The organism is Brevibacillus sp. AG (assembly GCF_028369215.1).
Lineage (GTDB): Bacteria > Bacillota > Bacilli > Brevibacillales > Brevibacillaceae > Brevibacillus > Brevibacillus porteri.
The window spans coordinates 43,037-58,908 of sequence record NZ_JAQMYO010000018.1; the positions used below are offsets into that span (position 1 = coordinate 43,037).

The following is a 15,872-nucleotide window of genomic DNA, read 5'->3' on the forward strand; positions in this document are numbered from 1 at the left end:
AGAATGAAGCTGTCGAATGGAAAAATTGAAAGACTTGCGGTACAAGCGATCAAACATGAAGCGAACAAACCAGGTTCATTCTTAATCGCAAGCATACCAGAGGGTGATAAAGGAGTATCGTTTGATGGAAGTATCGATGTGTTCATTGATGATTCAGAAACCGTTGAATCTCTGATAGGTTCAGTTCCAATACAAGTTAAAGGAAATCAAGTGGAAGAGTTTTCTGGGAATAAAAGGACATTTTCTTTGAAAGTCAGTCATTATCAAAATTATTACAATAGCAATGGAGTTCTTTTGCTGGTAGTCGAAGTAAATGAAAAGGACGAATCGAAAATATATTATAAGCAATTATTACCGGTTGAGTTAGCGAAAATCATTAAGTTTTGCGAAATCAAAGAACAAAAAAGCAAAAGTATCGATCTCAGGCCTCTTTACGAAACTTCTTTACAAGAGATATGCAGAAGATTCCTAAAAGAAAGAGATAATCAGCCTAAAGTGCTTATCGAAAACAAACCTATTCCAGATAAAGCATACCCAGGTGGCTTTACTTTCTCTAGCGTAACTTTTAATCCTCACAATGAAGCGACGAGCAATATCTTTGATCATGACTGGACGCTTTATGGAATCATTGATACTTTAAAAGTTCCGTTAGATATCGGGCGCATTTCTTCAGTGACTACTAAAACAGATGAGAATATCGAAATTGATGGTACAACATACACATACTATGTGAAATCAACAGAGGAAGAGAATACAATTAGGCTAGTGATAGATGATGTGCTGGAATTTGCTTTCGATAAGAAATTTACCAGTAATTTTTCGCTAAGATTCTTAAAATTTCACTCTTTACCTACCCAATTGAAAGTCATCCCTCTAATAAAAAATTTACTTACAGGTAAGACTATTAACTTAGCAGGTTCAGAGTTTTCATTGAATCATTATATTGGAGATTTAAAGAAAACTATTGAAGATTTGGAACAATCTTATCAGCTCTATGTAAATGTACTGAAGGTGTTCACCCTTCTAGATATTAACGAAAACACGATAATTACTGAAGATGACTCTACCCCAAGTTTAAAAGAAATGTTTAGATTATTGGTTAATGTCATACTACGCGCAAATTGGGATGGCATCAATGAGCTAACCGACAGTTGTATGCATAGATTAAAAGTTGGCGACCGGTGGATCGTTTTTTACTGCACGAACTCAGGTCAGAAGAAACTCGTGAATGCATTCTCCGAGGAAGTAATTAAATTGCCATGCAAGTTGGTAGTAGATGGGGAGGATGAGTTTCCACATAGTATTTATGCCCTTATGCCACTAGATGACCTAGTTGCTGGGTTAAATGTTAATCATGAGATATTACGTGCTTCTTTTGATCAGATTGATCCTTATAGAAATGATTCCGCTTTTGAATTAACAAATGAGTTTTGTATAACATGTATTAGGGCATATGATTTGACTAATGACAGTATCTTCTTGGATACCGCAGAGCATATCTATATGATTTACAGTGACGAAAGGTACCCGGCATACAACGAATTTAACAAAGCTATTATCAATGTTAATTTAAACCAAATAAGAAAACGAAAGAACGGACAACTTTCTTTAGATGAAATGGAATCATTAATTAAACTGAAGACACAATTTAAGTATGAAGCATATTTAGATTTACACTTCTGCATTAGCGTATTGCTAGAAAGTAAACTTGAAGCAAAAATGGCTTATGGAAGAATGGATCAGCAAAAGCGAGATACTTATGTGGATTACCCTATTTATCAGTTGTATAAAGACATAATAAAGGAGTAGGATTTGATTTCCCAGCTTCTACACATGGTGATCCAAACCCATTACAAAGGAATCCGAAGGGATGTCTTTTAATGTCCAATAAACTGTTACATCTTTTTTACAGGGACTAATGGCCAATACAATTAACTGCTAAAAAAGCACTTATAATAAGAACGTATGTTTGATATACTGATTAATAAATGCGAACGTACGATCTTATTTTAGGGGTGTATTTTATGAGCGGATTAAAAAAGAGAATCATTTTTTTAATCGACATGCAAAGTTTTTATGCGAGTGTAGAAAAAGCTGCTAATCCACAAATTCGAAATAAACCTGTTGTTGTTGCTGGAGACCCAGAGAGAAGAAGCGGTATCATTTTAGCAGCATGCCCAATCGCAAAATCATATGGGGTTGTTACAGCTGAAGCGTTATGGCAAGCTCAGCAAAAATGTCGGCAGCTTGTAGTGATACGACCACGCATGGAAGTGTACATTCAACGATCGATGCAGATTACAAGGATCTTCGAGTCATTTACCGATTTGGTAGAGCCGTTTTCAATAGACGAGCAGTTTCTTGACGTAACGGGCAGTGTTCACCTGTTTGGTGATGCGTTGCAGATGGCCGCACAGATTCGGCAGCGTGTATGGATGGAGACCGGAGTCAACTGTAGGGTAGGAATTGGGACGAGCAAGGTGCTCGCGAAAATGGCGTGTGACAATTTCGCCAAGAAAAATGAAGAGGGTGTTTTCTGGTTAAAGAAGGAGGAGCTCTCCAATACACTCTGGAAGTTACCAATCGATAAGTTGTTTGGTGTCGGTTCTCGAATGAAACGTCATTTCCATCGCATGGGAATTTATCAAATCAAAGAGTTAGCGGAGCTCTCACCACAAATATTAGCTCGTCGATGGGGAGTAAATGGCGAGGTTCTATGGCGTACAGCACATGGCCTCGATGACTCTCCTGTCTCAATGGATACGTATGATGTACAAAAAGGAATCGGCCAACAGATAACGCTCCCTAGAGATTTTCACACCTTTGCTGACATAAAGACAATTCTATTGGAGCTCCTGGAGGAAGTCTGTAGACGTGCGAGGAGCAAAGAATTAATGGGATCGGTTCTGACTGTCGGTTGTCGAGGGGCTGACTTGGTTGCAGGAACAGGTTTTAATCGGCAAATGAAGCTCACAGAGCAGACGAATGATGTTATGACATTATACCAGGCTGCCTGTTTCCTTTTTAATCGCCATTGGGAACAAACTCCGGTACGCAGTATTGGTGTCAATCTCGGTCAACTTGTCCCTGATAACGTCCTGCAATTGAATTTGTTTACAGACAATGTGAAAAGACAGTCTTTAGCCCATGCCATGGATGATATCCGGGACCGATATGGTACTGCTGCTATCTTGAGAGCCTCCTCGTTGTTAGAATCAGGTCAGGCGAAAGAACGAGCTCGGAAGATCGGTGGCCATTACAAGTAACTGAAGTACAATATGTCCGATCATTGTAGGACTCACGAAATGATCACCTTTCGAATAGCATTGGAACAACCTACCTGGATACCCAAGTTTATTCTTACTAAGTAGCGCACCACAGCTCACTCAGCATAATAGGTATAAGATAGAGATCATTATTGTAGGGTGTTATTGCTTTCATTGAAAATGGAAGCATGGTATATTATAGATGTATTGAGTATTAAGTGTTTTTTGTTAACGAATGCCTATGTGCCTTTTCACCCGATAGAGATCGGGTTCAATGAATCGACCTGTTGGTCGCATGAATGGATTTCCATTGTGCTACCTTCAGGTCGTTTTTTTATTGTCCAAAAAGGTGTTAGGTGAACTTTATTAAGGAGGGAGAAAGTATAGCAAGCCTTTGTATCGTACTAAGTAGAACGTTGTGAATTGCGAGCAAGAAGATAAATTTTGTCTTCTTGCTTATTTGTTTTGGATTAGTGCTTAGATCAAAAAGAATTAGGAGAAGGAGCTGTTCATATGCAAGGTTTTAAACAAGTAGAGCTTTCCATCGTAAAACAAGTGGAATTTGATCATGCGGAAAAGGGAGTCGGATATAGACTAAACGGTACTGAAGATTCTCATACCAAGATTATATTTGAAGAAGTTAAAACAATCGGGATTAGTAGCCCGGAAGAGATCCCCGAAGTACTTCTTCAGGTATTAAGCTGCTATAACGTTGTCACGGACTATAGAGATGATTCATTCACACTCTCTGAGCATAATAATGTGATTATCTATACGAGAACGGAGAATGAGAACGGAAGTGAGGCAAGCATTGCTGATCATTATGCCGGTATTCAAATCTATCATGCTGAGTATGTAATTGAGCTGGAGATTAAAGATGTTTATGTACCTACTTTACAAGACTTAATGAAGATTTTTACTCAAGTTGATGTCTTTTAAATGGCTCTTTCAATTATGTAGGCTTTTCTCATTCTTGATGAAGTAGGTGCAGCCATGAATGATATTGAACAGGTTCGAATTAGAAACGAAGTGCTAAAAGTAGGTAAACAAATAGCAGAAAAGAATCTAGGGCGTATACCCTCGCATGTAAACCCTAATGGAGCAAGTCGATGGATATATTGTGCGATTCTAGCGGAATTCAAAAGTTACGCTAAACAGCATGGTTATTCAAGCATTCTTAACCTATTCGATAGTGTGGAAACTACGATCGAAGAAATCTTCTGGCATGGTCCATTCGATAAATGAGGGGAAGCTCTTTCAACTGCTGCCTTTTTTAATAATGAACGTTGTTCTTATTGTGGGCAAATGAAGTTAGAAAATATGGGTATTCGGATTATTGAGTTGAACGGGAGTCTAATTGACTTGTATCCCATTGGGGAGCCTACCCCTAAAACAAACGAATGGAGTTGGTAAGAATGGAAGCAACGGCAAACGTAAGAACGATGGAATACATGGCTGTTGACGACTGGGACAGACCCGTCTATAAGTGCATCGAAACGGGTTCGCTATGGAAGGACATAGAGCTTGGTAAGTGCGACACGCCCGCATTGTATAGCTGTGGGAACGACTTCGACGGCGAACCGTGTTCTCCAATCAAGAGCGACTTGGTTGTGGTGTTCAAGACGAAGTATGCAGAGAACCCGCACAGGTTTAACTACATGATGCTGGACAGGTTAAGAAGCGATTGTGACTACTATCTTGGGTATGGAAACAGGAACAAGAGCCGTCTGTGCGGGGGGAGCGTGAAGGAGCATATCGAGAGGATGAAGGAGATTCATAATTCCTTCACTGAAGGGCAGAAGCCGGAATGGTTGACGTACGAAGGCATCCTTGACTACGAAAAACGAATGAGCGAGTGAGCGCAAGAAGGATGTTTTTCGTTTCCGGTAAATAACAGGGACTGCAATATAGAACGAGAGAAAAATTGACTATGCGCGAGGACTTCAAGTAAGGTATTCCGAACTCACGCAGGAGTTTCCTACGGTTCCTCATTACGAAATGACTCTTACACCGTAGAATAAGTTGCCACATTCATGGCTTTTCAAGTAAGCATGTATGTATTTGAAAGGGAGATCTGATTTTATGAAATACAAGACTCTTCATAACCCCAATACACCAGACGGTTACGATTTTGACGTGTGGCTCGGTAATAAGCTTGTTTATAGAGCCAAAAGACGATAGCAAGCGAAAGGATGGATTACCAGACAGACGAAAACGCGCTGCCCATAGGTGGCGTTTTTTCTTTCCCTAATACGATAATGGAGGAAATACATGAAAATACATGAGTCAAATCTTTGCATAATCTCATTTCAGGATGATTTGAACTATCAATTTATCGACCACGTTGAATATAACTCGAACAGTGAAGTGAGAAAACTACCTAATGACTTTAATGGACGCATAATAAGTCATGATGGATTAAATATGATTACTTGTTCTGAGACACGTATCGAAGTTCTTTGCTGCTTAGGACTAAGTTATCTCGATTCTATAGAGAACCTGGTAGAGGAAATCTTAGAGGATTTCGGTTATAACGATGTATCCTATTTTTCTGATGGGAAATGTGATTGTTATGTTGAATCAGGCTCCGCAGAACCTATCATAGAATGCCACTGGGAACGAACCTATTTTCTAAATGGAAAGCCAGTGAGATTCTCCTTCAAAACAGAGATTCGACAAACAAAATTACAAGATACAAATTGGTTGGGAGAACAAATTCGCGCAGTCTCAGGATATGTCCAAAGTAGATTTAGAAGGTAGCCTGAAAGATCGAATGAAAGGTTGATATTTGTTTGGAAAATATTCATTTAGAGTGGATGAATTACTCCCAATTACCTGACATAGCAAAAATGGCTGTAAATGTTTGCCCATACTTTGATGAAGAAGGTAAAGGGAATGTCGGGGACATACTTTTTAAGCTTGAAACTATCTCTAATCAACAGGCAAGAAAACTCTGTATGGAAAAAACACCTGATCTCATGGAGGAATTTTCTACCTTTGAAGACTATCATGCGACATATAGGTCGGGTGACAACACAGATCATGGTGACAGTAAATATCCATGAATAGTTTCTACTTTGGAAGGTGAATGGCTGTTAGATGGATGGCATAGGTTTCATTCCTACATTGCTAAGGGAGATGCCAAAATACATTTACTTAGGTATAAACATTTAGGGAATTAACTCTATAATCTGAATCACCAATAAATGGGAAGCAATTTAGATGGATGTTCCTTATCTGTATATTTTAATTGTTACATCTACAAAGAAGTCAAAATCAAATCTATTAATCTATTAAATTGAATAAATCTACTCAAGGCTGTGTATTATGATAACCAGAACAGAAAAGGAGGGATTTTTATCGAAAGAACAGTAGTAGTAACACACAGAGGTACCCTAAAAAGCATCAAATCTAAATGGATTTCCCGCTCCCTTCAAGCGAATTATCCTATACCCAATAACAAGATGACACGATTCATTGATCATAGCAGGATGGCCGTTTGGGTATCACTTGGAAGACCAACTTGGATTAATGCCATCTTTTCGGGCATGGTGTTTGAGAGAAACGAGGCATGCATCATTTTCAAGATTCCAAGATCAAAGATAAGGCGTCCCAATGGTTTAAAGGGATGGATGTTCTGGTGGACTGGAGCTCAACGAGTTGTAGAAGAGGATATTACTATTCCGGAAGATGCTGAACTGTGGATCAAAGGTAGAAGGGTAGACAGTGAAGTAGGTCATTTTAAATCTGTGCTTGAAAAAAGGGCCTCTTAATGCCCTAACATGACCAGGATTCCTTGGTGGTAGAAAGGGAATCCCGGTCTAATACGGCATACCAGGAAGGGCCTATTGCGGGCCCTTTTTGCCAAACTCAATCATCTAATGGCTAACTGGTTGTGTAATAGATTAGAAGTTACAAACGAGATAACCAACTAAGACTTAGATTCGTTTCTAACTTTAGAATATGTAAATAGCAGAGAAATGAAGAATGAACCAATAATATAAATTACAAGTTCTATTAAATATAATCCGAATGGAAGATTCCCTGTCAGAAAGAATGCGAGTAAGCTTCTGATCACGATCGCAATAAAGGAAACAGCTACGGCACCTATTAAATACATCTTCCAATGATTTTTTAAAAAGGTGAAATAATTCATAACGATCTCCTTTCAAGTAGTTCAGAAAATCAGTAATGCCTATAATACACCAGAAGCTCAAGCATAACTGAGCAATATAAGTTAATTTTTGAAATGGGGGAAGTAGTCTTTCTATATAATTATACTACACATCCTTTACCATTTCTTTAATGTGTATATGTATAAAAATTACGCATAACTCTAGTATTTGTAATTTATAGATCCGGTTTATTTGAATAGATGCTATTCATTATCAGTTGCACGAAAGAGATGGGGATAGTTCGGGCTTGAGCGTTGCTATAGAAGACCTATGTTAGCTTGAGAGACCTAATTCTTTCTATATTGGTTAGGACTAATGAATTCATCTACCTCAGGTGCATACTAAGAAGATGAAGGGTGGGCTTGATTTTGAGTAAGCCAAACAAATGTTCAAAAATAGAGTGGTTACCAACACGTCCTCATTGAACACGAGGTCGTTTTTTAAATAGAACAATAGAATTATGTTGAAAAGATGGAAAGATATGTGACATGATTAATTGCCCCTCCGTCTTACCATTGGTGAGGTCAATCCTAACTTATCCGCAAATCTGAACACTATTTGGAGGTGCCCAATGAAACTCAATCCATCAATGTTGACGGTTATAGCGGCGTGCTTACTTGCCTCTGCACCTGCATGGACTCCCCATCAACCAACGGTACAAGCAGCAAGCGATATGAAAAAGGCAGAGTCTCAAAAAAATGATTATTCCCAAGATGTTCAGAATTCTCTGGACAAGCTATTTGCGGCGATTCCAGAGTTAAAAGGGTATCGACTAATTGATAAACATTATGAGGAAGACAGCTTTCGCCGTTATCCGGCACCGATCTGGAGCTTGAGGCTCACCAACATGCCAAAAACAGATAAAAAAGAAGAGTATGACGCATACTCATTCGTTACCCTTGAGCTGGATGCGCATACGGGCCGACTACTTTTCATGGATATCCAAAATCCAGCATGGGCTTCAGCTGATTATCCGGAAGAAAAGCTTGCTAGAGACAAGGCTTCAACTTTTATTGAGGACTTATTCGGTACGGAAGCAAAACAGCTGAAAGCCGAACAAAAACTTGGCAGGGGAAAAGCAGGATCAGGTGACGGGAAGGGCAACAAGCTGGAATGGGCTCACTCCACTGTGAAATACCACTCTCTCATCAATAACCTCCCTCTGTCCAACAACTCTATATCCGTATTCGTTGATCATGCTGGCCATATTATTAGCTATGAAGCGTATAATTTCATCGATCCTAGCAAAGTGAATTGGCCTGATCCGAAAAAAGCGATAACACTTGAGGAAGCTATCAAAATCTATAAGGACAAGCTTAAGATGGACCTGATATACGTATCGAGGCAGCCGATTTCCTATGCTCAAAATGGAAAACCGGCAGAAAAGAAACCGATGCTTATTTATCAACTGAATACCATTGGTTGGATCGATGCTCTAACCGGCAAAGTCATAGGGGAAGAAGCCGAACCGGCAGAGGAGAGTGTTCGTGTAAAAGGAGAAGGGAAAAGCATCAAAATAGCTTCCCGCGAACAAGGAGAGAAATGGTTGAAAACACAGTTTGGTATTGATGTTTCAGGTGCGACCTTTGATTACGATGATCACAAGGACAATCTTTTAGAAGGACTTCAGACAATTGAATCCTATCGTTGGATGAACGATTCAAATAAAGGTACGCCTGCATTTGAGATGGTTAGCCTCACGACAGATGAACAGAGTGATCGGCTCATCGACTTCAATCTGAATTTGCTCGACGAACGAAAAACAGAGCAGAAAATCAATGTAGAGGAAGCGAAGAAAAGAGCGATCGCAGCACTCGTACCATATCTTGACCCGGCGTTAACGGAGCTATCGCTTATCGTAGAGACTCCTGAAGATGATATTCCGGAGTGGGTAGACAAGAACAAGCTGGATAAGGAAGATGATAAAGAGTATTCATTCACTTTCCTCGGAAAGCGCAACGGGATCGAAGTATCTGACGAGTCATATATGGTGGGTGTAGATAAGGCAACGGGTACGATTACAGATTTAAACCTCCACCCTCTCAACCCGAGCATTACCCTTCCAGATTCGAAGAAGATGGTAAGTGCAGCAGAAGCAAAAGAAACGATCCAACAAGAAATTGACCTGGAACTGGTCTACGTGTGGGAGCAGTATGATGGTCAAAGAGCTCCCGAACCACAGTTGGTCTATCAGCGCAAATGGAAGAATGGCTATAGCTTTATCGATGCTTCGACAGGGGATCTCGTCAAGGTGTCCCGCCAATAAATGACGTAAAAGCCGATTTGCTCTCGCAGCAATATCGGCTTTTTTGGTGCGCCTAGCACGGGCGTCGTGATGATCAATAATTTGATGAAACACTTGGGATATCATCGATACATCAAATCCTTCTAGTCAAAAAAGCATATATGATTGGTTGGTTCTAACCGAAGCATCCTTTGGATTATAGAAAATAACTAATTGGATCAATGGAGACATAGAGCAACAAAAATTAGATAAACTTTAAATAACCAGTTACACCTTAGTCGGTGAAAACTGGTTGGTTTTGTTTTAAGGTGCCCTTAAGGTTGTAAAAGCAGTTTGTTCTCGCTACTTTGCGGATGGTGACAGTAACGCTGGTACTCCTTTTAGAAGGTTGGCATAGGTTTCATCCTATTTTGCTAAGGGTGATACCAAAATACATTTGCTCAGGTATAAATATTTGGCAAATTAACAAGATTATCGAATCGACTATAAAAATAGTAAGGAATATAGTTGGTTGCTGTTTACTTTATATTTTCGTCGTTAGTGTGGATGCTACGGATACTTTATGATTTTATGGAAAAATCGGAATAAAGACTCATATAAAAATATTGTAATTTGCCCTATCATTTATCTGTTATGTAAAAAACAAGGAGAGTGGAGGGTGTTTTTTTGAAGAAGTACCTACGAATATTTTTAGTTACCGTCTTATTACTAACACTTTTAATTCCTACAGGTTCTCTGCAAAATACTGTGCAAAGAGTATCAGCATCTGATTTGCAAAAGTTAAATCTCCCAAGTATCAATGAAGAAGTATCAGATGAGAGTAGAACAATTTCATTATTCGCATCTCATGAAAAAGTGGAATTACTAATCGGGGAATGGAAGAAAGTTCGCATTTACAATGACTCCGGTAGCAATAGAGATGACGTTACTCAAGACGTCTCTTGGAACCAAAAAAAGAAAGAGATTGTATCTATAGAAAACGGAAAGTTTACAGCTACAGCTATTGGGACGACTATTGTGACTGCTCAGTATGGGGGACAGGAAATACAAATTCCCGTTCAAGTTAAATCAAGCCTAGAGATTAAGGCAAGTGAAAATGACGGAAATGCCATTCTAAGCTGGGAAAATGTAGATGCTGCAAGTTACACAGTGAAGCGGGGAGTAAATAACCGGAAATACGAAGAGGTTGCAGATGATCTGAGGGACAATAGCTTTTCTGATGATACCGTTGAACCTGGCAAAGCCTATTACTATATGGTTGAAGCACACTTATCTAATGGCAATACCGTTGCTTCAAAGCCAGTAAAAATCAAAATGAAGAAAGGACATAATGACTTTACATTAGAAACAGATTCTACTAGTCTTGACCTTCAAGTCGGCGAATCCAAATCAGTAGAAATAATCGCGAAGTTTACAGAGGGTACCTTTCTAGATGTCAGCAGTAAGGTAAAATGGAACGTCGAAGATGAAAGTATTATTTCAATATCCAACGACGAGATCCGGGCACTCCATGCAGGGAAAACGAAGATAACCGGTTTTTATAATCAAAAAGAAATCCAAATGGAAGTTTTCGTTAGTACTAATGAATCCATCCACCTCATTGCGCAACAAGAAGATGAGGAAATCAAGTTGTCCTGGAGTAAATGGTCAGAAAACGTAAAGTATATTGTGCAACGTCGAGTTGGGAATGAGGACTTTGAACAAATAACGGATGAAATATTGGAAACAAATTATAAGGATTCCTCATTACAAGAGGGAACCACTTATGAGTATCGGATTATGGGGGTAAACGCCCAAGGATCACAAACCGTATCAAATGTAACTTCTGTACAGATACATCAGGATAAATCAATACTAGTTCCTTCTCTTGACAATGTGGCTTTGCATGTAGGTGGTGAAAAACACGTAACCGTTGAGCTGCAAAATCCAGATGGCACAATGAAAGACGTTACAAACGAGGCTCTTTGGAAGGTAAAAGACGAAACGATAATTAGTGTTAGTAATGGCAAGATAACTGCACATGCTGAAGGAACAACACTGATTAGTGCTTACTATGAAGACAAGATGACAGAAATTGGGATTTCTGTAGCAGATTCTCAAAAACGTATTCATCTTGATGTAACTCCTACTGCTAATGGAAATGCTCTTAGTTGGAATACGGATGACAAAATTAAAAGTTATAGTGTAAAAATTCGCAGTAGCAATTCTAAAAGTTATGAAGAGATAATTTCAAAAATAACGGAAACCTCCTATGTAGATCATGCCTCTGATCAAATTACAAATGAATCTAGATACTATGTAGTAACTGGTATGACTGAAACCGGTGAAATGATTCTCTCGAATGAGGTAGAAATTACCTCACAAAAGAATGCATTGAATTCCGTTCTTCCAGAGGAGATCAAACCATTAAGAACACCTGGTCCTGTCGAAGACACGATCGGAGCTTCAGGCAATAACTGGTATTCTATTACACTACAAGAGAATCATACGCTTAGCATATTTACACCAGATCTTCAGGGGAGTGGGACCTCTAAAGACATTTACAGTGATCCAACTCAACTATCATTAGCTTACACAACAAAGAATACCTTAACATATACACCCAAAACCAGCGGTACTTACTATATTAAAATAAAGGGCAACAGTGGACAAAAAATTACTATCTCTACTGGTGATGGATCTAGCTTTGAGCAACCATATGCAATCGTTTTTGATAAAGACGACAAGAAGGATATAGGGAAAATCTCAGGTCCTGGAAACGACAGTATATACTTTACTGCGGAGTTGACAAAGGGATATAACTATCACATTTGGGGAGACCCATTAGCTAAAGGCTGGGTCTTGTACGATAGCACACAACGAGAGGTTTTATCTGGTACTACTGCACGTACTGATATCAAAGTTGATACAAGTGGAACGTACTACATTAAATTGTTAACCGGTGAGAATGCTGGGGAGCATCAATACTATATTCTTAAATCTATCCCTATATCTATATCTACGCCTCAAAGCTATACGATTGGGCCTGAAAAGAAAATATGGTATCAAGTGAAAGCAAAAGCGAATCATACCTTAAGAGTTTATACACCAGGTTTGAGTGGTTTTGGTACCGGTAAGTACTTATACGATGATCCGAACAAAGCTGCTCTAAAAACGGTTTCTTTAGACACTCTTACTTTTATGCCTACGGAAACAGGTACCTATTTTGTAGTAGTTTCGGGGAGTAGCGGAAAGACATTTTCTATCACAGCTGGTGATGGATCTGATCTTAACCAAGCATATTCTGTTTCTTTAGATGGGATAAAAGGAACGATTGCTACTTTTTCCACTCCGAGTAATGATAGTATCTTCTTTCGGACGGAATTAAAAGCAGGCTTCAATTATCATCTTTGGGGGAAAGGTACCTCTCCGATTGAAGGCTGGGTTTTGTATGATAGTGCAAAAAAAGAAATCCTATCCGATACTACTTCACGTATGGATGTAAGGATCGCGACAAGTGGAACGTACTATATCAAGATGCTAACTGGAGGAAGTGGTGGAGAAAATAAGTATGAATGGCTCGTATCCACACCAGTATCGTTCCCATCGCCTCAGACAGATACTTTTGGCTCATCTAAAGACATTTGGTACATTGTAAAGGCACAAGCAAATCAAACTATCAAAATAGTGCAAAAAGGACTCAGTTGGACAGGATCAATAACTCTTTTAGATGACCCAAATGGTTCAAAAATTATATCTTCTTCGAGTGATACTCTTACTTATACTCCCTTGAGTTCAGGGATATATTTTATTCGGATAACCGATCAAAACAAAGCTTCTGGTGATGTGGTTACGATCAATATAGAAGGGGTAGAACCATGGCAGCCCTCCTCTACATCGCCATCTCCTAACCCAGACCCTGAAAATATTGAAATTTTGAAAGAAAATGAGTCTATAGATGTAACAGCAAACTCTGGTAAGAGCTTGTACTACAAATTTACTCCTTCGGCTTCTGGGAACTATCGATTTTTTACCAGCCCAAATAAGAATGAAGGACCCGAAAACGATACGTACCTTCAATTATATTCTGATGCAACATTCACAACATTATTGGCAGAAAACGATAACGTTCCGGATGGTCCATATGGAAAACTCTTCTCGAAGCTTGAAAATCACTTGAGTGCAGGTACGACATATTATTTGAAATTAAGCGCTCCCAATGGCAGTCTGAATACTCGTATTACAGTCGAAGCTGTGGATGCTGATAGCAAAAGAGAAGGAGCCATTCCTGCTGAGTGGGACGAAATATACACTGATCAATTATCATCCCGTTATGACGTTGATTACTTCGTTCTCACAGCAAAAGAAATGGCTTACATGAACCTTTATGTCACAAATAACATGTTAATCCTGGAAGACTCCCACGGTAATATGCTCCAAACATTCCATGCGGATGAACAAAATACGTTATTTGTGACTGAGACATCTGGAACCTACTATGCAAAAGTTGTTTGGAATAAAGACCAAAAAATACTTACTAAATCGGATATATCCACATTATCGACGGAGATAGGTGGCAGCTATCAGGCAGGCTTTCATGAGCCAAAACGAATTTCCAGTAATTTCGCCCTGGATACCACGCCAGGCTTTGAAAAATCGTTAACAGTACAATGGAGATTTTCTGATCCCCATCAAAGTGTCAAAATTCAAGTTCTAAGGCAGAATACAGTCGTATATGAAGAGACTAGAACTAACCTAGAGGCTACGTCTCAAACGTTTACTTGGAATGGCCGCTATACAAAAGTAAACCCCGGCCAATGGGCTCCAACCGACGTATACTTTATCAAGATCGTGGCTTCTGATGCACCAAAGTATCCAATTACTTTACCGATAAGTGTAGTAAATACAAACCCAACTGAAGAATATGATGTCCAGTACCTAATCTCTCACTACAACAGCAGCATATCTAGTGAAACCATCCGTAAATCGCAAGAGAAATTAAAGGCTATGATGTTCTACGATGGTCCTATTACGGGTAGGTATGATGAAGAATTCTTGATGTCTGTAATTGCCTTTGAAGCAGTTCTCAACAGAAGTACGCACGTTTCACTCAATGTTAACGTTGGAGGAGGAGAGATACTTAAAGAGCAAGGGGAATTAACGAACCAGTTAGTTCATTACATTAACAGCGGAAGAGCAACCGGAAAAGATAAGTACGGACTCTATGCCCAGTTCCTATTTTCTGGAGATATTGTCATATATGAAACCGGTGCCGCACTCGTTCCAGCGTTCCGTTTAACAAAGATTGGCGGAAAGCTAGTCAAAAAAGCAGCTAAGACTATGGATGAACTATTCGAATGCAATTGCTTTACAGCAGGAACAAAGGTTTTGACGGAAGACGGAGAGAAAAATATTGAAGACATTGTGGTCGGAGATAAAGTTCTTTCAAAAAATGACAAGACTGGTGAGATTGCGTATAAGAAAGTTACACATCTGCATCGAAACAAAAAAGAATACATCTACGAATTGACTGTTGGAAACCAGATCATTGAAACAACCGATAATCATCCGTTCTGGGTTGAAGGAAGGCAATGGGTTCTTGCTGTAGATCTACAGGTTGGTAATCAGTTAAAACAAAGTAACGGGAATACCTTGAAAATAGAAAAAATCAATGTAGTCAAGCATGATGAAAGAGTCAAGGTATACAATTTCACAGTTGAGGATTTCAACACGTACTTTGTGACTGACTTAGGAATTTGGGTTCATAATATTGGAAATTGCGATTGGGATGATATTGAAAAGTACTTTGCCCCAAATACTAGAAGGCATATACTTGAAGGAGAAATTAACGAAAAAGGAAAAGCTGTAGGATGGCATCATGAGCCGAGTTCCAGAACTAATCGAATTGTCGGAACCCCAAGTAGTCCAGATTCACACGGAGTATATGAAGGAGTAGTTGATATATTTAGCGGAACATCTTATGTCAGAAAGACTGAGAACTCAACCTTCTTTCCAAAACATTGGTCAGCAGATGATGTAATGACTGCTATTTTTGAAGTGTATGTTGACGCAATCCCCTCATTAAAGAAAAATGGAACGGAATTTGTACAAAAATGGGAAGGTAAGCATTCTTCTGGCATTAAAATTGAACTGTGGTTAGACAAAGATGGAAGGATTACTACAGCTTACCCAATTTATGAACCATAA

General features: G+C 39.1%; 8 protein-coding genes. All 8 read left to right on the top strand.

Annotated elements, in window-relative coordinates; all coding sequences use genetic code 11:
- The first annotated feature begins 3 nt into the window (after positions 1-3).
- The 8 genes from POF51_RS29740 to POF51_RS29775 all read left to right on the top strand — a co-directional run bounded on the left by POF51_RS29740 (position 4) and on the right by POF51_RS29775 (position 15,872).
- Positions 4-1,809 (top strand): DUF4365 domain-containing protein, encoded by a 1,806-nt coding sequence (locus POF51_RS29740; protein WP_271756633.1) that lies wholly within the window; start codon positions 4-6, stop codon positions 1,807-1,809.
- A gap of 215 nt (positions 1,810-2,024) precedes the next feature.
- Positions 2,025-3,266: a DNA polymerase IV gene (gene dinB / locus POF51_RS29745; protein WP_271756634.1), complete on the top strand. Its 1,242-nt coding sequence runs from the start codon at positions 2,025-2,027 to the stop codon at positions 3,264-3,266.
- Between the two features lie 513 nt (positions 3,267-3,779).
- A complete protein-coding gene (locus POF51_RS29750; RefSeq protein WP_271756635.1) occupies positions 3,780-4,205 on the top strand; it encodes a hypothetical protein in 426 nt (141 codons plus the stop codon).
- A 476-nt stretch (positions 4,206-4,681) separates the two neighbouring features.
- Positions 4,682-5,125: an LPD11 domain-containing protein gene (locus tag POF51_RS29755; RefSeq protein ID WP_271756636.1), complete on the top strand. Its 444-nt coding sequence runs from the start codon at positions 4,682-4,684 to the stop codon at positions 5,123-5,125.
- Positions 5,126-5,537: 412 nt separating this feature from the next.
- On the top strand, positions 5,538-6,026 hold the full coding sequence (locus POF51_RS29760; RefSeq protein WP_271756637.1) for a hypothetical protein: 489 nt from the start codon (positions 5,538-5,540) through the stop codon (positions 6,024-6,026).
- 32 nt (positions 6,027-6,058) lie between these two features.
- Positions 6,059-6,331, top strand: a complete 273-nt coding sequence (locus POF51_RS29765) for a hypothetical protein (RefSeq protein ID WP_271756638.1) — start codon at positions 6,059-6,061, stop codon at positions 6,329-6,331.
- 1,681 nt (positions 6,332-8,012) lie between these two features.
- Complete coding sequence (locus POF51_RS29770; protein WP_271756639.1) at positions 8,013-9,707, top strand: YcdB/YcdC domain-containing protein; 1,695 nt, start codon at positions 8,013-8,015, stop codon at positions 9,705-9,707.
- Positions 9,708-10,352: 645 nt separating this feature from the next.
- Positions 10,353-15,872: a polymorphic toxin-type HINT domain-containing protein gene (locus tag POF51_RS29775; protein ID WP_271756640.1), complete on the top strand. Its 5,520-nt coding sequence runs from the start codon at positions 10,353-10,355 to the stop codon at positions 15,870-15,872.

What these genes read in the sequence shown, in the direction of transcription:
- POF51_RS29740 (WP_271756633.1), top strand. Translation starts at nt 4, where the DNA reads ATGAAGCTGTCGAATGGAAAAATTGAAAGACTTGCGGTACAAGCGATC.
- dinB (WP_271756634.1), top strand. Translation starts at nt 2,025, where the DNA reads ATGAGCGGATTAAAAAAGAGAATCATTTTTTTAATCGACATGCAAAGT.
- POF51_RS29750 (WP_271756635.1), top strand. Translation starts at nt 3,780, where the DNA reads ATGCAAGGTTTTAAACAAGTAGAGCTTTCCATCGTAAAACAAGTGGAA.
- POF51_RS29755 (WP_271756636.1), top strand. Translation starts at nt 4,682, where the DNA reads ATGGAAGCAACGGCAAACGTAAGAACGATGGAATACATGGCTGTTGAC.
- POF51_RS29760 (WP_271756637.1), top strand. Translation starts at nt 5,538, where the DNA reads ATGAAAATACATGAGTCAAATCTTTGCATAATCTCATTTCAGGATGAT.
- POF51_RS29770 (WP_271756639.1), top strand. Translation starts at nt 8,013, where the DNA reads ATGAAACTCAATCCATCAATGTTGACGGTTATAGCGGCGTGCTTACTT.